At 52.7% G+C, this 18,892-nt stretch carries 20 protein-coding genes and 1 pseudogene; 18 read left to right on the forward strand and 3 right to left on the reverse strand.

Features of this window, described 5'->3' with window-relative positions; translation table 11 throughout:
- The first annotated feature begins 23 nt into the window (after positions 1-23).
- The 10 genes from ftsY to ylqF all read left to right on the forward strand — a co-directional run bounded on the left by ftsY (position 24) and on the right by ylqF (position 7,138).
- Positions 24-1,028, forward strand: a complete 1,005-nt coding sequence (gene ftsY / locus ET33_RS25990; protein ID WP_036689040.1) for a signal recognition particle-docking protein FtsY — start codon at positions 24-26, stop codon at positions 1,026-1,028.
- Between the two features lie 168 nt (positions 1,029-1,196).
- Positions 1,197-1,547 (forward strand): putative DNA-binding protein, encoded by a 351-nt coding sequence (locus ET33_RS25995; RefSeq protein WP_036689044.1) that lies wholly within the window; start codon positions 1,197-1,199, stop codon positions 1,545-1,547.
- Between the two features lie 30 nt (positions 1,548-1,577).
- Positions 1,578-2,945: a signal recognition particle protein gene (gene ffh, locus ET33_RS26000; protein WP_036689047.1), complete on the forward strand. Its 1,368-nt coding sequence runs from the start codon at positions 1,578-1,580 to the stop codon at positions 2,943-2,945.
- Between the two features lie 38 nt (positions 2,946-2,983).
- Complete coding sequence (gene rpsP / locus ET33_RS26005) at positions 2,984-3,256, forward strand: 30S ribosomal protein S16 (protein ID WP_010501096.1); 273 nt, start codon at positions 2,984-2,986, stop codon at positions 3,254-3,256.
- A gap of 22 nt (positions 3,257-3,278) precedes the next feature.
- Positions 3,279-3,509, forward strand: a complete 231-nt coding sequence (locus ET33_RS26010) for a KH domain-containing protein (protein WP_036689049.1) — start codon at positions 3,279-3,281, stop codon at positions 3,507-3,509.
- A 78-nt stretch (positions 3,510-3,587) separates the two neighbouring features.
- Positions 3,588-4,112 carry a ribosome maturation factor RimM gene (gene rimM / locus ET33_RS26015; RefSeq protein ID WP_036689051.1) on the forward strand — a complete coding sequence of 175 codons (525 nt, stop codon included), beginning with the start codon at positions 3,588-3,590 and terminating at the stop codon, positions 4,110-4,112.
- The gene (gene trmD, locus ET33_RS26020) at positions 4,109-4,876 is read left to right on the forward strand and encodes a tRNA (guanosine(37)-N1)-methyltransferase TrmD (RefSeq protein ID WP_036689054.1); all 768 of its coding nucleotides are present in this window, start codon (positions 4,109-4,111) and stop codon (positions 4,874-4,876) included. The genes rimM and trmD overlap by 4 nt, the downstream gene beginning before the upstream one ends.
- Before the next feature lie 329 nt (positions 4,877-5,205).
- Positions 5,206-5,547: a 50S ribosomal protein L19 gene (gene rplS, locus ET33_RS26025; protein ID WP_010501088.1), complete on the forward strand. Its 342-nt coding sequence runs from the start codon at positions 5,206-5,208 to the stop codon at positions 5,545-5,547.
- Positions 5,548-5,621: 74 nt separating this feature from the next.
- The gene (lepB, locus tag ET33_RS26030; RefSeq protein ID WP_010501086.1) at positions 5,622-6,218 is read left to right on the forward strand and encodes a signal peptidase I; all 597 of its coding nucleotides are present in this window, start codon (positions 5,622-5,624) and stop codon (positions 6,216-6,218) included.
- 23 nt (positions 6,219-6,241) lie between these two features.
- Positions 6,242-7,138 carry a ribosome biogenesis GTPase YlqF gene (gene ylqF / locus ET33_RS26035; RefSeq protein WP_036689058.1) on the forward strand — a complete coding sequence of 299 codons (897 nt, stop codon included), beginning with the start codon at positions 6,242-6,244 and terminating at the stop codon, positions 7,136-7,138.
- 109 nt (positions 7,139-7,247) lie between these two features.
- On the opposite strand, the gene ET33_RS26040 is transcribed toward ylqF, so the two are convergent.
- Genes ET33_RS26040 through ET33_RS26050 form a run of 3 tightly spaced genes read right to left on the reverse strand, consistent with a single transcriptional unit; the run spans position 7,248 to position 10,137 of the window.
- Positions 7,248-7,991 (reverse strand): MOSC domain-containing protein, encoded by a 744-nt coding sequence (locus ET33_RS26040; protein ID WP_036689060.1) that lies wholly within the window; start codon positions 7,989-7,991, stop codon positions 7,248-7,250.
- 50 nt (positions 7,992-8,041) lie between these two features.
- Positions 8,042-9,259 (reverse strand): N-acetylglucosamine-6-phosphate deacetylase, encoded by a 1,218-nt coding sequence (nagA, locus tag ET33_RS26045; protein WP_051775609.1) that lies wholly within the window; start codon positions 9,257-9,259, stop codon positions 8,042-8,044.
- 26 nt (positions 9,260-9,285) lie between these two features.
- A complete protein-coding gene (locus ET33_RS26050) occupies positions 9,286-10,137 on the reverse strand; it encodes a MurR/RpiR family transcriptional regulator (protein WP_036689062.1) in 852 nt (283 codons plus the stop codon).
- Positions 10,138-10,259: 122 nt separating this feature from the next.
- On the opposite strand from ET33_RS26050, the gene ET33_RS26055 reads away from it, so the two are divergent.
- The 8 genes and pseudogenes from ET33_RS26055 to ET33_RS26090 form a co-directional block, all read left to right on the forward strand.
- Positions 10,260-12,179 (forward strand): beta-N-acetylhexosaminidase, encoded by a 1,920-nt coding sequence (locus tag ET33_RS26055; RefSeq protein WP_036689064.1) that lies wholly within the window; start codon positions 10,260-10,262, stop codon positions 12,177-12,179.
- A gap of 370 nt (positions 12,180-12,549) precedes the next feature.
- The gene (locus ET33_RS26060) at positions 12,550-13,953 is read left to right on the forward strand and encodes an MATE family efflux transporter (protein ID WP_051775610.1); all 1,404 of its coding nucleotides are present in this window, start codon (positions 12,550-12,552) and stop codon (positions 13,951-13,953) included.
- A 36-nt stretch (positions 13,954-13,989) separates the two neighbouring features.
- Complete coding sequence (locus ET33_RS26065) at positions 13,990-14,475, forward strand: GNAT family N-acetyltransferase (protein WP_036689128.1); 486 nt, start codon at positions 13,990-13,992, stop codon at positions 14,473-14,475.
- 22 nt (positions 14,476-14,497) lie between these two features.
- Positions 14,498-15,829 (forward strand): FAD/NAD(P)-binding protein, encoded by a 1,332-nt coding sequence (locus ET33_RS26070; protein WP_036689068.1) that lies wholly within the window; start codon positions 14,498-14,500, stop codon positions 15,827-15,829.
- Positions 15,830-15,915: 86 nt separating this feature from the next.
- The gene (locus ET33_RS26075) at positions 15,916-16,563 is read left to right on the forward strand and encodes a polysaccharide deacetylase family protein (RefSeq protein WP_051775612.1); all 648 of its coding nucleotides are present in this window, start codon (positions 15,916-15,918) and stop codon (positions 16,561-16,563) included.
- A gap of 269 nt (positions 16,564-16,832) precedes the next feature.
- Positions 16,833-17,312, forward strand: coding sequence for a hypothetical protein (locus tag ET33_RS26080; RefSeq protein ID WP_144028897.1), 480 nt, complete (start codon positions 16,833-16,835; stop codon positions 17,310-17,312).
- A 91-nt stretch (positions 17,313-17,403) separates the two neighbouring features.
- Positions 17,404-18,012, forward strand: coding sequence for a ribonuclease HII (locus ET33_RS26085; RefSeq protein ID WP_036689075.1), 609 nt, complete (start codon positions 17,404-17,406; stop codon positions 18,010-18,012).
- A 134-nt stretch (positions 18,013-18,146) separates the two neighbouring features.
- Positions 18,147-18,892: pseudogene (locus ET33_RS26090) on the forward strand (hypothetical protein); the annotation flags it as partial.

Consider the following 18,892-nt stretch of genomic DNA (forward strand, 5'->3'; position numbering starts at 1 on the left):
ATTGAGATTGAGGTAGGTGCCCCGTGAGCTTTTTTAAACGATTGAAAGAAGCGATTTCGACCAAAGCCGAAACGGTGACGAATAAATTCAAGGAAGGCTTGGCCAAAACGAGAGATGTGTTTGTCGAGCGCGTAGAGGATCTGTTTTCCCGCCGCAAAAAAATCGACGAGGATTTTTACGAGGAGCTAGAGGAAATTCTGATCGGCGCCGATGTGGGCGTGAACACGGTACTGAAGCTGATCGAGGATCTGCGGGCCGAAGTTCGCAAACGCAAAATCGAGAATCCGAGCGAGCTGCAGCCGATTTTGTCCGAGATGCTGATTGCGCTGCTCAAAGGGCAGGAGCAAACCGGGCTGAGCATGGCCGAATCCGGCCTCACGGTCATTTTGTTCGTAGGCGTCAACGGCGTCGGCAAAACGACGACGATCGGCAAAATGGCCCATATGCTGAAATCCCAGGGCAAAAAAGTGCTGCTTGCCGCCGGAGACACGTTCCGTGCCGGAGCGATCGAGCAGTTGGAAGAATGGGGGCGCCGCGTAGGCGTCGACGTGATCAAGCAGCAGGCGGGCTCGGACCCGGCGGCGGTTATGTATGATGCGCTGCATGCAGCCAAATCGCGCGGCGTGGACGTGCTGCTCTGTGATACGGCGGGCCGTCTGCAGAACAAAGTCAACCTGATGGAAGAGCTGAACAAAATTTACCGCGTCATCCGCCGCGAGGTACCGGAAGCGCCGCACGAGGTGCTGCTGGTGCTCGATGCGACGACCGGGCAGAACGCATTGCAGCAGGCGAAGCTGTTCGACGAGAAATCCGGTCTGAGTGGCCTCGTGCTGACCAAGCTGGACGGAACGGCAAAAGGCGGCATTGTCGTCGCGATCCGTCAGGAGCTGAAGCTGCCGGTCAAATTCGTCGGCCTCGGCGAGAAAATGGACGATCTGCAAGCGTTCGACTCCGATCAGTTCGTGCATGCGCTATTCAGCAAATGGATTGCCGAATCGGAGAAGGAAGAGGAAAAAGCCGGTCAATAAACCGGCTTTTTGCCGCTCATTTTTAGGGTCGGCTTTCTCTGTTTTCGCTGCTGCAGCTATGCTTTTGACCTGACAAGGAGAAAAGCTTGACATCCCTCTTCAATTTCAGTATGATAAGTGAGGTTGATTTGCTGTAAAGTGTTTTACCTTAACGGGGGTGAGGCACGAATGACGGAGGAAAACGTCCTTCAAAAGACGAATCGGATTAATCTGCTGTTCGATTTCTACGAACGGCTGCTGACAGAAAAGCAGCAAATGTTTTTGAAGCATTATTTTCACGACGACTATTCGCTTGGCGAGATCGCAACGGAATTCAGCATCAGCCGTCAAGCGGTTTACGAGCATATTAAACGGGCCGAATCCGTGCTTGAGGAATATGAAGGCAAGCTGCGGCTCTTGGAGAAGCATGAAGAGCGGCAGCGGCTTCTGCGGCAGCTTGAGGCGCTTAGCGGCGGTCTGCCGGAGCCTCAACGTATGGAGATTCAGGCCGTCATGGAAAATCTTAACGAATTGGATTAACATATTCCCTCCGGAAGGTGGTGACGACCTGTGGCATTCGAAGGACTATCCAGCCGGCTGCAAAGTGTATTCAGTAAGCTTAGAGGAAAAGGCAAGCTGACCGAGGACGATGTAAACGAAGCGCTGCGGGAAGTACGGCTTGCGCTCCTTGAGGCGGATGTCAACTTTAAGGTCGTCAAGGAATTCATCGCCAAGGTGAAGGAACAGGCGATTGGACAAGAAGTGCTGCAAAGCTTTACCCCGGCGATGGTTGTCGTCGATATTGTAAATAAAGAGCTGACGGCCTTGATGGGCGGGACGCAGAGCAAGCTGGCGCGGGCGAACAAGCCGCCGACGGTCATTATGATGGTCGGTCTGCAGGGCGCGGGGAAAACGACGACGACCGGCAAGCTCGCGAAGCTGCTGCTCCAGCAAAACCATCGGCCGCTGCTTGCGGCAGCGGACATCTACCGTCCGGCTGCGATCAAACAGCTTCAAGTGCTGGGCGAGCAGTTAAAGGTTCCGGTGTTCTCGCTGGGCGACAAAGTAAGCCCAGTCGAGATTGCGAAGCAGGCGCTGCAGCATGCGAAGGATCATAACAACGATTATTTGATCGTCGATACCGCGGGTCGTCTTCACATCGACGAAAGCTTGATGGACGAATTGAAGCAAATCGTTGAAGCGGTCAGCCCCGACGAGATTTTGCTGGTAGTCGACGCGATGACCGGGCAAGATGCCGTCAACGTGGCCGAAAGCTTTCATAAGCAGCTCGAGCTGACAGGTGTCGTGCTGACGAAACTCGACGGCGATACGCGCGGGGGGGCGGCGATTTCGGTCAAAGCCGTTACCGGCTGTCCGATCAAGTTTGCTGCCATGGGCGAGAAGCTGGATGCGCTCGAACCGTTCCATCCGGAACGGATGGCTTCGCGGATTCTCGGCATGGGCGATATGCTCACGCTGATCGAGAAAGCGCAAGCGAGCATCGACGCCGACAAGGCGAAGGAAATGGAACGCAAGCTGCGTACTGCTGAATTCACGTTTGATGACTTCCTGGAGCAGATGGAGCAGGTCAAGAAGCTGGGTCCGCTGGACCAATTGCTCGACATGCTGCCGGGCGCGGGCAAGATCAAAGGCATGAAGGACGTCAAGGTCGACGATAAGCAAATGGCTCGCGTCGCCGCGATCGTCAAGTCGATGACCAAGGAAGAACGGCAAAATCCGGATCTGCTTAGTCCAAGCCGGCGCAAGCGTCTGGCTGCGGGCAGCGGCAATTCCGTGCAGGATGTCAACCGGTTCATCAAGCAGTTCGAAGATATGCGCAAAATGATGAAGCAGTTCTCCGGCATGATGGGACCCAAAGGGGCCAAGCAGCTGAAGAACCTCAAGAAGCTCGGACGCGGGATGAAATTCCCGTTTTGAGATAAATGATGTTTAACTCTATTGGGGAGGTGATATACATGGCAACTCGCATTCGTCTGAAGCGTATGGGCGCTCACAAAGCTCCTTTCTACCGCGTGGTGGTTTCGGATTCCCGTTCCCCGCGTGACGGTCGTTTCATTGAAGAGATTGGCACATACAATCCGGTTGCTCAACCAGCCGTTGTGAATATCGACGAGGAAAAAGCACTGAAATGGCTCCAAAACGGTGCACAAGCTTCCGATACGGTTCGCAGCCTGTTCAGCAAAGCTGGCATTTTGACAAAATTTCACGAGTCTAAACTGCAGAAGTAATCTGTAAGATTCGGAGGGTACGATGAAGGATCTTATTACCGTTATCGCCAAGGCGTTGGTGGATCATCCTGAAGAAGTACGCGTGAATACGGTCGAGGACGACCGCAGCATTACGTTTGAGCTGTCGGTACACTCCGACGATGTCGGCAAGGTAATCGGCAAGCAAGGACGTATTGCCAAGGCGCTCCGCACCGTAGTCACATCCGCTGCAGTGAAAGAACCGAAACGCGTTTCGGTTGAAATCGTGTCATAAGGGAAACATGAGAGTTAGGAGCTACTCCTAACTCTTTTCTCTTCTTATAAGCTCCTATTCCAAACCCGGGAGGGTCCTATGAGCGAAAAGTTATATACGGTTGGGAAAATTGTAAATACGCATGGCATCCGCGGCGAGCTTAAGATCGTCCCGGAAACGCATTTTCCGGACGAGCGCTTTGCCAAAGGCAGCAAGCTGGTATTTGTCCATCCCGAACAAGGGACGCAGCTTCCTGTTACAGTAGAAGCGGCCCGAGAGCAAAAAAACATGTTCATCATCAAATTCCAAGGCTTCACGAACATCAACGAAGTGGAAAAATATAAGGGCTGGCTGTTAAAAGTCGAAGAGCAATACTTATCCGAGCTTCCTGAAGACGAGTACTACTACCACGAAATTATCGGCTGTACAATCGTCACGGAAGAAGGCGAAGAGCTGGGTGCGATCTCGGAAATTTTGTCGCCTGGGGCCAATGACGTATGGGTCGTCAAGCGTCCGGCCGGCAAACCGCTGCTGCTCCCTTATATCGACGATGTTGTGCTGAACGTCGACATAAACGAGAAGAAGGTTACAGTCCGCCTGATGGAAGGCTTGCTTGACCTATGAGAATCGATGTGCTGACGCTTTTTCCGGCGATGTTCGACGGGGTCTTTGCTTCGAGTATTTTGGGGAAGGCACGGGAAAAAGGATTAGTCGAGCTGAATACGGTCAATTTTCGGGATTACGCGAACAACAAGCACAATACGGTGGACGACTATCCGTACGGGGGCGGCGGCGGAATGGTGCTGAAGCCGGAGCCGCTGTTCGCTGCGGTTGAAGATGTAACCTCCGGACTCGAATCGAAGCCCCGCGTGATCCTGATGTGTCCTCAAGGCGAGTCGTTCTCGCAGAAAAAAGCCGAGGAGCTTTCGGCGGAGCGGCATTTGATCTTCGTCTGTGGACACTACGAAGGCTATGACGAGCGAATCCGCGAGCACTTGGTGACGGACGAGCTGTCCATCGGCGATTATGTGCTGACCGGGGGAGAGCTGCCGGCGATGGTCGTGATCGACAGCGTCGTACGTTTGCTTCCCGGCGTGCTGGGCAACGAAACGTCGGCGGTGACGGACTCGTTCAGCACCGGCCTGCTGGAATACCCTCATTATACCCGTCCCGCGAATTTCCGCGGCTGGGAGGTTCCCGAAGTGCTGATCTCCGGCCACCATGGGAATATCGAGGAATGGCGCAGAAAGCAGTCGCTGGAGCGCACATGGAGGAAACGTCGGGATTTGCTGGCGGGAATCGAGCTCACGCCTAAAGAACGCCGCTGGCTTGACGAATGGGAAGCGCAGGAGCGTTCCGGGCAAGAAGCCCCAGGTAAGCCGGAATGACGGGCCTCAGGAAGAGCCGTTTTGCGTCATGCGCAGGAGCATGAGACAAGACGGTTTTTTAATTTGGCGGATGGAATACATTTTCGTTTTAACGGGAATAATGTCTGGAAGAGATCGCCAAGCATCCGACATGAACGGATCGATTTGCAAAAATAGAACGATCCTTCATCTTACAACAAAGAAATTGGTTGTGTTTCCCTCGAGTTTATGCTAATATATAAAACGTTGTGGCAATTTGCTTGAATACGGTGGTCCTCTGCGCGTGACATCGAAGAACCGACATCTATTAGCAGCGGCATGAACACCTGTGTGGAAGGAGGGAGTCATCCATGAACTTGATCCAAGAGATTACGAAGGAACAACTGCGCAGCGACATTCCGAGCTTTCGTCCTGGCGACACTTTGAAAGTGTATGTTAAGGTTATCGAGGGTTCGCGCGAGCGTGTCCAGCTGTTCGAGGGCGTTGTTATTAAGCGCCGCGGCGGCGGAATCAGCGAAACGTTCACAGTAAGAAAAATTTCTTACGGTGTCGGCGTTGAGAGAACGTTCCCGATTCATACTCCGAAGATCGATAAGATTGAAGTGGCTCGCCGTGGTAAAGTCCGTCGCGCGAAGCTCTACTATCTTCGCGGTCTGCGCGGTAAGGCAGCAAGAATTCAAGAGATTCGATAACGAAAACAAAGGGGCTTGCACACCAAGTCCCTTTTCGTTTTTTACCCCACTCTGGCGAAAGGGCAGGAAAGCTAATGGAGCAGGATCAAACCGTAGAAAAAACGAATCCCGTCAAAAACGAAGCTTGGGAATGGATCAAAGCGCTGCTGATTGCGGCGGCCCTCGTGTTTTTTATACGCTGGCTCGTTTTCGCCCCGTTCATTGTGGAAGGGCCTTCCATGGAGCCGAATTTCTATACGGGAGAGCGGCTCATCGTCAATAAGTTTATTTACAAGTTCGGGAAGCCGGAGCACGGGGAAGTCGTCGTGTTTCATGCAACCAAAGACAAAGATTACATAAAGCGCGTCATTGCCTTGCCGGGCCAAAAGGTTAAAGTCGAAGGCGACAAGGTGTATGTGGACAACCAATTGGTGGACGAAACCTATCTGAAGCCGGCACTGGATAAAGCCGCCTCGGAAGGGAGACCCTATAACACAAGAAATTTCCCGGAGCAGACAGTCCCCGAGGGCAGCGTATTCGTGATGGGCGACAACCGTTCGAACAGCTCGGATAGCCGCGACCCGTCTGTAGGCTTTGTCAATTATGATAAAATTGTCGGACGTGCCGACCTGATATTCTGGCCGTTCAATAAAATTAGCCTGGTTCATTTCAATAGTCCGAACCGGCAGTAGGTAAACAGATTGAGGTGACTCAGATGACGATCCAATGGTTTCCGGGTCACATGACACGGGCAAGGCGGCAAATCCAAGAGAAGCTGAAGCTGATTGATATGGCGATCGAGCTTTTGGATGCGCGGGTACCGTTATCCAGCCGAAACCCGATGATCGATGAAGTTTTGCAAAATAAACCGCGCTTGGTACTGCTGAACAAACATGATTTGGCGGACCCGGAGGTTACTCGGCAGTGGATTGAGTTTTTCGCCGAACAAGGATTGAAAGCGATCCCGATCGATTCCGTAGGCGGCAATCCGGTGAAAGAAATTATGCAGCGCAGCAAGGAGCTGCTGTCGGAGAAAATTCAGGCGCAGCTGCGCAAAGGGATGAACCCGAGAGCGATCCGCGCCTTGATCGTCGGAATTCCGAATGTTGGAAAGTCGACCCTGATCAACCGGATGGCCGGACGTAAAATCGCCGCAACCGGAGACAAGCCGGGGGTAACCAAAGGTCAGCAGTGGATTAAAGTCGGCACGGAGATGGAACTGCTCGATACGCCCGGGATTTTGTGGCCGAAGTTCGAAGATCAGTTGGTCGGACTGCGTTTGGCAGCGACCGGAGCGATCAAAGAAGAGATTTTGCAGGTGGAGGAAGTTGCTCTGTTCGCCATGCGTTATTTGACGGAGCATTACGCGCAAGCGGTCAAAGAACGTTTCGGGGTTGACGAGATTCCGCAAGACCCGGCAGACACCGATGCCATTGTGGCTCTGATGGAAGCCGTAGGCCGCAAGCGCGGCGCCCTGATGAGCGGGGGACGGGTGGATCTGGAGAAGGCATCGCTCGCCATTCTGCGCGAACTGAGGGCGGGCAAGCTGGGACGCATTAGTCTCGAAGCGCCTGACGATGTGCACAACCTGATCATGAATGAGCAACCCTAAACGCCGCAACGCGCGCTATGAGAGGCACGGCGCGCATGGGGAACGTTATAAAATTTATCCGGCAAGAGCGAATTCGTAAAGGAACGAATCGCTCTTTTTTATTTGAAATTCAGTCGAGCAAATAAACGGGATCGCCAGCGGTAACGGTTCCGGTCCGAATGACTCTGGCATACACCCCAAAGCAGGCATCCAGATGCTTGGCAATATGCTTTAGGAAGGTCGGATTGACGGTATTATGGTCCGGATCTACGTTTACCATACTGCATCGATGGCATTTTTTGTATATCTCCAGTTTCGTATCTCCGATTCGGACGGTTTTCCCAATCCAATCAAATTCCTCAAAGGGCTGCGGTTCGTCGTAACGAATGACGAAGTTGGGCCTGAACCTGCGCATGTCGGTCTCCACACCAATGATTTTTTCCAGCTCGGCCAGAGAAACATCCGTGGCAATCAAAATGCTTGCTTCATCAACCCCCAGCAGGTCGTCATGCTCAGGCGAATACTTCCGGGGAGATATTTCCCGCGGAGAAACGACGGCCCGAATTTCTTCAAAAAGCTCCTCATCCCATTGAAATATACGGCCGTCGGGGGCCGTTACCTGTATGGGCGGAAATTCGTTGTCGGATCGGTCCGCGACATATTTGCTGGAGTAAGCGAGCAGCTTCGGAACAAATTTGGCGTTCAGCTTTTTGTTGGACCGGGAAGCATCGGTTGAACGTGTATGATCGATAAAAGCATACCCTCTGTCCCCGTATAATCCGTACCGCTCGATATCGACCGCGCTCAGGCGTTCCCCTTGAAAGGACTTAACGGGATACCGGTAAATGGCCTGAATGACACCAATGGATTTCAAAGCGAGCCCCTCCTTGAAATGAACGCTTGTGAACTGATGCTTCTCTTCGTTTAGGCAAAATCATGGGTCTCGGAATCATACCAATCCCCACCAAGCATGACACGCTTCACTTGCAGACCTTCCGGCTCCAGCACGACAAGGTCAGCGTCGTACCCGGCCTTTAAATGTCCCTTGCTGTGCAGCTTTACGATTCCCGCCGGAATCGAGGTCGCATGCTTCACCGCCTCCGGCAGCGATTTGCCGTGCTTCTGTACGAGATTTCGTACCGATTGCACCAAAGGAATGGTGCTTCCGGCAATCGTGCCGTCGGCGAAGCGGGCAGCCCCTTGTTCGACGTGCACCTCCAGTCCGGCCAAATGGTAGACGCCGTCCGTCATTCCCGCGGCGCGCATGGAATCCGTAATGACACAGACGCGGTCCTGCTTTAGTCTTAAAATCAATTCCACTGCCGCCGGATGCAGATGATACCCGTCTACATTGATTTCGGTGCTCAACTCGTCGTGCAGAAGCACCGCTCCCACAACCCCCGGTTCGCGATGATGAAACGGGCGCATGGCATTGCAGCAGTGGACGGCGTGGGAAATTCCCCAGCCGATGGCGGTCCGCACCTGATCGTAGGTAGCGTCGGAATGTCCGCAAGCGGCGATGATATTTTGCTCCAAGGCATAAGCAATGGCTTCTTCGGCTCCTTCCAGTTCGGGGGCGAGCGTCAGTATACGAATGAACCCGGGGAACCGGAAAGCCCATTCGCGAAGCCAGTCGGTCTGCGGATTGCAGATCCATTGCGGATGCTGGGCGCCCGGCCATTTGGGACTGAGGAACGGTCCTTCGAGATGGACGCCCTGGATCACCTGGCCGATGCGCTCCGTTTGCTGCACGGAAAAAGCAGCGGCAAGCGCCCGGTCAATGTCCGGCTTCGAAGCCGTTAAGGTGGTGGCGAGAATCGAGGTTGTGCCATGGGAGAGATAGTAGCGGAGCATTCGAATCAGGCTGTCGGCGCTGCCGTCCATGACATCCGCGCCAGCGCCCCCGTGAAGATGAATGTCGATCAAGCCGGGGGTCAGGTATGCCTTGCCGAAATCAAGCACCCGTGCGCCGCTAGAATCAAGCTGAGCCATAACTTCCGCAGGTGCTTCTTCTACGGGAAATACACTTGCGATCCGGCCCTGCTCGACGGTGACATAACCGCTAAAAGGATCTTTGCCGCTCCCGTCGAGGATCGTCCCTTTGAGCACCAGCCTGCCGGCGCTCCGTTCGCGCTCCGTCATGTGCAACGCCTCCATTTGCTTTTGGTTTAGTCCTTCCTTTTTTGGCGCACCATGGTGTAGGTTTCTTCCAACTGCATGACGGCGTCGGTAAAGTTACGGCTGATCATGGACATGTATAAAATATCGATCACATGGGTTTGCGCCAGACGCGAACCGATGTCGCCCCGTTTCATCCCCGCTTCAGTCGCCGTGACCCAAAGCCCGATATCCGCCATCTGATGAAGCGGATTGTTGCCGACCTGCGTGATGCTGATTACCGTGGCCCCGTGTTCCTTGGCCATCGCAGCCACTTCGAGCGTTTCCTTTGTTTTGCCGGAATAAGAGATAGCAACCAGCACATCGCCCGGCTGAAGCATGACACCGGAAAGCAGCATGACTTGAGGATCACTGTAAACAAAGCTCCACCGGTTCAGGCGAATCCACTTGAAAGAGGCGTCCATCGCGACGAAAGAAGAGCTGCCTACTCCAAAAAAAGCCGTTTTTGAAGCGTTGAGCAGCGCAGTAACGGCCCTCTCCACCTGTTCGGGGGAAAGAACCTGCGCGGTATCCTCGATGCATTTCTTCGCCCAACAGGTAAGCTGTTGGATCACTTGAGCGGATTCCATGCCGGGACGAATATCGTCAAAATGATCGTCTTCCTTCGGAATGGCGGCCGTGGTAGAAAGCAGTGCGAATTTTAGCTCGCGGTATCCGCTGAAGCCGGCGCGTTGGGCAAGCCGGGCGACCGTCGCTACGCTCGTTTCTGTATCTTCGGCGAGCTTTTGCACGGAAATTTGGCTAATTTGCTGTTGGTGTTTCAGAATATACTCGGCTACCCGTTTTTCAGCCGGATGCAGCGTATCGAGCATGCTTTGCAGCAATACACCGGCATTGTTCATGACCTTCACCTGCTTGTGATTTATTCGTTGACGTAATATAATTCCTCGCAATATAATAATATACGTAATAATGTTACATATCAATATTTTTTTGTATCCATACCAGTTTGGAGGGATAAGCGATGAGAATAAAGTTTGAAGGGCAAACGGAAGAGCTGTCTGCCGGGATCGGGCTGTTGGCGGAGGAGCTGCGGTTTACGCTGTCGGATGACGGAATTCCGGTGCGTGTGGAGCGGACGCCGAATGTGTTGGAGGTTCATCTGGAACAGGGGCAAGGAACGATCCGCTATGGAAAAAAGCATGAATTTTTTCGTGCATTAGGGTTGTTTATTCAGCATTACGGCGAGAAAGAATCGTTCCATATCGAGGAGCATCCGCAGTTCGATGCGATCGGGCCGCAGTTCGACTTGTCCCGCAATGCGGTATTGACGGCAGACAGCTTTAAGGAATGGATCCGCAAGCTCGCACTGATGGGGCTTAATTCGATGGTTCTTTACATGGAAGACGTGTATGAGCTGGAGGGCGAGCCTTATTTCGGCTACATGCGGGGGAGATATTCGTACGCCGAGTTGAAAGCGATTGACGACTACGCCGACATCTTTGGTATCGAAGCTTATCCCAGCATTCAGACTTACGCGCATCTGGAGGAGTTTTTGAAATGGGAGCAGGCGGCGCACTACCGGGACACGAGGGGCGTACTGCTGTCCGAATATGAGCCGACGTACGAGCTGATTGAGAAAATGCTTGCAACCGCTACCGCTCCGTTTCGCAGTAAAAAAGTGAACATCGGCATGGACGAAGCGGAGGAGCTGGGAAGGGGGAAATACCTGGACCGTTTCGGTTATAAGGACCGGTTCGACGTGATGATCCGGCACTTGTCCAAGGTGCGCGAAATTGCGCACAAGCTCGGCTTGGAGCCATGCATGTACGGAGATATGTTCTTGAAGATGGCCTCCAAGGCCCATGGCGACCATTACGTGTTCGTGAAAAACGTGGAGCTTCCCGAGGAAATGGTGAACGTGATTCCGAATGACGTACGGTTAGTTTACTGGGACTTTTTCCATACGGAAGAAAAGGACTATTCGTATCTGATTGATCTTCATCGTCAATTGGGCCGGGGTCAAAATCCGATTTTCCTTGGCGGCATCTGGACGTGGAACTGCTTCGGTACGAACTACGGGCTTTCTTTGAGAACTTCCGACGCAGCCTTGAAAGCTTGCAAAAAAGAGGGCGTGAAGCAGGTGCATGCGGCCATGTGGGGCGACGATGGCATGGAAAATAACCACTTCAATGCGCTGCTCGGCATTCAGCTGTATGCGGAACATGCTTACGCCGAGGAGGTGAGCACGGAACAATTACATCAAAGAGTGAAGTTTTGTACGGGCATTGATGCGGAAGCGTTCCTCCATCTGAAATATTTGGATGAAACGCCGGGGAGCGTGCCGGACAATACGGAGCAGAGCAATCCGTCCAAGTTTTTGCTGTGGCAGGATGTGCTGTTGGGGTTGTTCGACAAGCAGATCGAGGGTTTGGAGCTGTCGGAGCATTATGCGCAGTTGGAACAAGCGATTCATGAGCGACGCAATCCCGAGGCGGATCTTGACTATTTGTTCGAGGTGCCGGAACAATTGTGCAGAGTGCTGGCGTTAAAAAGTCAATTGGGCATCGAACTGAAGCAGGCTTACGACAACGGTCAACTGGAAAAGCTTAAAGATGCGGCCCTGAATGTGCTTCCCGAGCTTTCCCGACGCGTCAACGCGCTGCGGATCGCCCATCGGAACCAATGGCACGCGATGTATAAGCCTTTTGGATGGGAAGTACTCGATATTCGCTATGGCGGCGTTTTGACGAGGTTGGAGAGCGCAAGCGCGCGACTGCTGGATTATGCGGAGGGAAAAGTCGATAAACTCGAAGAATTGGAACAGGAGCGGTTGGTGTTCGGCCAGCGCAATCGTTTTAACAACAAAGGCGCGGGCTGGAGCAGCTACTATTTTCGAATTGCTTCGCCGAATGTGTTTTTCCATGTACTGCCGATTTTTTGACCGGAAAAAAGTACGTTTTGTTTTCAAGAGTCCGCCTCTGCGTTATGGCGCAAGAGGCTTTTCTAATTTTCAATCCTCGATGAACAACGGTTCTCTTATTAAAAATTATACAATTTAAATCCATAAAAACCTATTGATCCAATGGGAAAAATTTGATAATATCCTTTTAATAAATAGTGTTTACTATTTATTGGATTAGAAGAGAGAGTTTCCCTGATGGAGGTTAGGGGAAACCGGAGATGGAGAATAAACCATAAAAGGAGTGAGTGCTTAGCGGGAATACGAGAACTAGTGACGGCGATAAAGTTTCGCCGATATCTGCAAAACAGTCGGCGAAAGGATGAACAGACATACGATAGGGAGAACCAGGATGAAAACAAAAAAGCTTTTTGGCTTTGACAAAGCATTTTTCGTCAGTTTTATTACGACGGCGATTCCTGTCATTATTCAGGTGCTTATGCTGTCGTCGCGGAATTTGTCGGACGTCCTTATGGTCGGGACGCTGGGACAAACCGAAGTGGCTGCGGTCGGTATTGTCAGCAAAGCGATGATGATTCCGATTGTGCTCCTCGTCGGCCTCAGCAGCGGTTGCGGCGTTCTGGCCGCCCAATATTGGGGAGCGAACAATCTTTCCGGCGTAAAAGGAATTCTAGGTCTCAGTTTCGGTATGGCGTTTGCGCTTGTCGTGCTGCCGGTTCTGCTCTTCTTTACCGCCAATCCGGCGGTCGTTATGGGGCTGGCCACATCAGATAGCCATCTTACCAGTATCGCATCGAAGTTTTTGGGCGTCATTTCGTTAAGTGTCATTTTTTTAGCGATTGTCAACGTGTTTGGCGTCGGCCTTCGAGCCATCGGACAAGCTTCCACAGCGATGTACTTCAGCATCGGAGGCGTTGCCTTGAATGTACTGCTTAACTACCTGCTTATTTTTGGAAAAGCCGGGTTTCCCCAGTTAGGCATCATGGGGGCTGCCTATGCTACGCTGATCAGCAGTGTGGCAGAGGCTTTGCTGCTGACTGCAATGATTTACTTCATAAAACACCCCCTGGCGTTCGTTCCGAACGATTTCATCCGTTATATCAGCAAAGATCGTCTACTACAGTTTATCCGAATATCCGTGCTGGCTACCGTCAACGGCTTCATCTGGTCTACGGGTATCTTCTTGTATCATGTCATTTACGGAAAGATCGGCACCGAAGCACTGGCTATTATGTCGATGATGGCGACCGTCGATTCTTTCAGTGCCGCTTTTGAACAAGGATGCGCAACGGCGACAGCCGTGCTTCTGGGACATACTCTTGGACAACAGCGCTTTAGTGCGGTAATTGAGCAGGCTAAAGGGATGCTCATCATCAGTCTTTTGCTGTCGTTGGCGCTTGGTTTGCTGCTGTTATTGTTTTACCGCCCGATTATCGGGTTGTACGGGGCGATCGACGACTCGTTAATCGATACGGCGTTCCAAGTGTATCTGATCATGGCGCTCACGTTTTGGCTGAAAACGATCAATGCCGTCGGGATCAGCGGGGTGCTGCGCAGCGGAGGAGACTTGCAGGCGGGATTGGTGATTGATTTTACCGGACAATGGCTGATCGGTATTCCGCTTGCTTTAGTGGGCGCATTCGTCTTGAAGTGGAGCTTGCCGCAAATTTTTATTCTGGTCATCATGGAAGATCTTGTGAAGGCGTGCATGACGCTTTACCGCATCCGGAAAGGCAAATGGGTCCGGAACCTTGTTACGGTTGAGACGCGCGAGCGGACGTATTCGGCGATGTAATATTGAAAATCATTTTGAGGTGAAGCGATCGTGGAAATGATGGACAGACTAGTGAAGCTTTATGAACTGCCTCCGTTGGAGGATTATATTAACGCACTGCGTGAGAAGGGTATCCTGGTGCGCCGTCCGAGAGCTTACGAAAAAAATCAGGTGCTGGAATGGGTGGAAACCCATTTCAGCAAAGGCTGGATGAGCGAGTGTGACGTCACGTTTTCCAATTCTCCAGTCAGCAGCTTTATCGCCACCCGGGACGGCGAAATTATCGGGTTTGCTTGCTACGAAGCGACATACCGGAATTTTTTCGGTCCGATCGGGGTGGGCGAAGCTTACCGGGGCGGACAGGTGGGCAAAGCGCTGCTGCTCCATTGCTTGCATGCGATGGCGGATATGGGCTACGCCTATGCCATTATTGGCGGTCCAAAGGAGGCGGCTCCGTTCTACGCGCGGGTTGTGGGCGCTATCGATATCGAAGGATCGAATCCGGGGATTTATATCGACAGATTGCGAGGAAAAGATAGTTAAAAAAAGGAGCGGGAGAGAAACGATGATAAACCTTAATCATGCGGATTTGGTTGTCGCCGGCGGAGGGTTGTCGGGAAGCCGTGTGGTCATCCACGTATTGAACCGATTGCTGGAAGCGGGCAAGGAAACGGGAGAAAAGCCGATCGAAATCGTCATGATTGACCGTTTCGGCGAATTCGGACGCGGGATTCCTTACGGGAAACAAAGCCCGTCCGGATTTTTGCTGATCGAACCGGCTGCCCAATCGACGCCGAAAGAGTTTCGGGATTGGCTGTCGCTGCATTATAAGGAACTTGTCCATGAAGGCGTGCATCATGAAGATCGATTGCTGCAGGCTTGGATATTTCGCTATAAGGAGCAGCTCGAAAGTGGGCAGGTAGACGAGCTTTATGTGCCCCGGAAGCTGTTCGGCTTCTACGTCGAGCGCTTGCTTCGCCAAACGGTGCAGCTGGCGGAAGAGCGAAATTTGGCCAAGGTTGGGTTCGTTACAGGAGAGGTAACGGATGTCGAACCGGAGGATTCCGGCTTTACGATCCGGCTGGCTGACGATTCAAGCTTTCATAGCCGGGCGTTCGTGCTGGCGACGGGATGCATTCCGCGCAGCAATAGCTTCGGCTTGAGCGTCGACGAGGGGTATATCCACGATTTATACGAGGATGCCTATGCCGGTCTGGAACAGGCGGTTGCGAAGCGAGCCAAAGCGTTCGACCGGAAGCTGGACATCTTGATCGCAGGCTCGAACGCTTCGGCGATTGAGGCGATTTATTTTTTGTCGAACCGTTCGGAGCTGCTCTCTGCCGTGCGCAGCATCAATGTCGTTTCCTCAAGCGGATATTTGCCGGGCGGCGTCTTCGAAGGGGAAGAGAACGAAGCTCTGACATCCGGCGGTCAGCGCCCGTCGGCGCGTGAGTATATCGAAATCGCTGCCCGGTTTGTAGTGGAAGGGCTTGTCACCGCCACGCAGGCAAAAATTACCCATATTGACAGCAAGGCAGACGGGCGGTTGTATATCGAGACGGACGGACATGAGGGGAAAATCGAGCTGACGGCAGATATCTTGGTGAACTGCACCGGAGCGGGACGCGTGAACCGGACGGATTCCCCGTTGATTAGCAATTTGCGGGCACGCGAAAATCATTTTAAAATGAACGCTTCTTTGCGGGGGTTCCAATTGCGGTCGAATTCTTACGAGCTTGAGGGAGCGGACAACGGCTTTGTCATTGGCCCTTTATTGAATCAGGATGCTCTTGAAACCCACGTGGAAAGTATACTGGCCGTGTACCGGGTAGCGGAGGAGTTAGGCAACGTCTTGTACCAACGGTTATCCGAGACGCCGATGGCATCGAAGCGATAGCGACGATCCTACCCGAGGACCTCGTGCTTTCGGAGAGGAAGCGAACGCCTCTCCTTGTTATTTTCCTCTTGGAAGGGAGAGTTCCGATGATCATCTATCAATTGCCTTCGCGGGAACGACAGCTCGCGCTCACGTTCGACGACGGTCCGAATCCGGTCTATACTCCGCAAATTCTGGATTTGTTTAAGAAGCATCAGGCTTATGCCACTTTTTTCGTCATTGGTTCCTATGCCAAGCAATACCCGGATCTCCTTCGCCGGATTGTTGAAGAAGGGCACGAAATAGGGAACCATACGTACAGCCATCCGGTTTTGCCCGAATGCGAAAGGCAGGATGTTTATAACGAGCTGGAGACGACGAACGGAATTATTCGAGAAATTACAGGAATAGAGCCCTCCTTGTTTCGCCCTCCATACGGCGAATTCAATAAGCATACCGTCGAGGCGGCCGATCGGCTCGGGCTCCATACGGTGATATGGCCGGATCATCAAAACACGAAGGACTGGAGTCTCCCGGGCGCTGAGACAATTGTGGAGCGAGTGCTGGAAACGCTGCAAACGGGTGATATTATTTTATTTCACGACGGCAGCGGAGACGATCCGGACGAGGACCGCAGCCAGACGGTACAAGCTATCGAGATGCTGCTTCCGCTTTTGATTGGCAATAACTACAAATTGGTAACCGTGTCCCGGATGATGAGCAGTTATAATGAAGCGATGATGTTGCACGCCTAGGAGTTTTTATATTAAATAATGCATATTTATACAAAAATATGTATTTATATTATCTCCTTCTGTCCTCCTCCCTTGCAGTGAGTTCGGCAATTCATAGCATAGTTCATGGACTTGATTATGGTTCTCCGTAATCGGGTCCTTTTTGTTTTTTTTGGATTCGTAATAGACAGGCTCTGAAAATTTTTGGTTGAGGGAAGAAACAAAACGGCTGCGTACGACGTCCTGTATTTATAAGTAGGGCTGCTGAAAGGCGGGAGAAAATGAACGGAATGAACGGATGGAAAGTAAGGATGCGGATGGCCGTTGCCGCCGCTTTATTCGGCATCGGATTGCTCAGTGCTTGCAATGACGAGGCGGGAAAAGATTTTGCCGCCGAAAAACGGACGTGGGGCCAGCCGCATCATATTCAGGCGGAAGATATTGTGAGCCTGATCGTTACCGATTCGTCGGGCAATACAGGTTCGATCGTTTCTCGGGATGCGATCGGACAGTTTCTCGAAGCGATACAGGAAGCATCTGCGGAGACGGCCAAGCTGGACATTCGCCCCCCCGACATGTTGATGGCTCTGAACTTGAAGGATGGCAGAGAGCACCTGCTGTACTTTTGGCTTGCTCATAATAACGACCGTTTGTTCGTAGACCCGGGTCGTTCCACAGAGCACTATACGTTGACGGCAGAAGGGAAAAACATGATTTTACATTTATTGGACGAGACGAGAAAAAGCTTGAATTCGCGGTTTTATGCGTAAGGGGATAGGCAGGTCCCGAATCCTGCGGTATAATGGAACATCATGGCGAATGACAAGGTCGAATTTTGGTGCAGGAAATGCGGGTGAGGAAATGCTGGAATACGAACAAGAGCTCTGGGGTCGAGGAAGGACGCTCGTGGCCGGAGTTGATGAGGTCGGACGTGGCTGCTTATTCGGCGATGTGGTGGCTGCAGCGGTTATTTTGCCAAAAGGTCTGGTGCTCGAAGGCGTCGACGATTCGAAGAAGTTAAGCGAGAAGAAGCGGGAAGCTTTATATGATGTGATCCGCCAGGAGGCGCTGTCCATCGGCATCGGGGTAGCGGACGTCGACACGATCGAACGGATCAATATTAAGCAGGCGGCACGGCTCGCGATGAAACGTGCGGTCGAACAACTGGCCCCCGTTCCCGATTCGCTGCTTGTCGATGCCGAGAAAGTCGATGTGGACGTGGAGCAGCTTGCCGTTATACACGGTGATGCTTTAAGCCAGTCGATCGCGGCCGCTTCCATTATTGCCAAGGTGACTCGGGACCGCATGTGCTTGCAATGGGATATGAAATTTCCGGAGTACGGCATTGCGATACATAAAGGATATGCGACAAAAATGCATCGGGAGCGTCTGACGGAGTATGGTCCGTCGCCGATGCATCGCAAAACGTTTCTAAGAAACATCGTTTACGAACAGCAGGTGCTGTTCTAGCAATTGCAAGTCTGCGCTGAAAAAAGCCCGGCGGTTAGCCGATATATACAGTGAACCGGAAATGCAGCCGGCAGGGAGTCGTTCAAGCGGTGCCCAGGCCGGCTTTATTTGTATAGATGGAAGGAGCGGCAGCGATGAATATCAGCGGATTGATCCGGGGATTGACGGGCGACGCGCAGGCGGCGGAGCCGAAAGCTTTGGAGCTCAAGGTCGGGCAAGTGGTGAAGGGCATGGTGCTTCAAGTCGGACCGGAGCAGGATGCTGTGGTTAATATCGGCGGGGTGCAGGTGCGGGCACAGCTCGAAGCGCCACTGAAGCCGGGGGAAGTGACGATGCTTCAAGTGCAGCCGGAATCGTCGGGCGGACAGGTGGTCCTTAAGCCGCTGCAGTCGAACATGCAAATATCGGACGGATCTCTTGCGGATATCGTGAAAACGATGGGACTCCCTGATTCTCCGGCAAACCGGCAGTTGGTGCAGCTTCTGAATCAGGCCGGAGTTGCGTTGACGAAAGAGAATATACAGGCGTTTGCGAAGCTGCAGGCTCAAATGCCTCCGAATATGCAGCAAGAAGCATGGCTTTCTTCGGCGGTCATCGCGTTTCAAAAAGGACTGCCGCTGACTCCGGAGACGGTAGCATCGGTGCGGCAGGCGGTGCAGGGTCCGCCGTTTCATGAGGTCTTGGATCAGCTCGGACAGCTTGCAGGACGCGAGCTGGAAGGGAACGCTTCGCTGTCGCCGCAAAGCCGCGAGCTGCTGCAAACCGTACGGCAGCTTGTTCAACAGCTTCGCGATACGGCGAGCTTGCTGATCGGGGCGAAACCCGACGGTGGAGAGGGGACGCCCGTTGGGGCGCAGCCGGGAGCGGGCGCAGGCGCGGG

The organism is Paenibacillus tyrphae (assembly GCF_000722545.1).
Taxonomy (GTDB): domain Bacteria; phylum Bacillota; class Bacilli; order Paenibacillales; family NBRC-103111; genus Paenibacillus_G; species Paenibacillus_G tyrfis.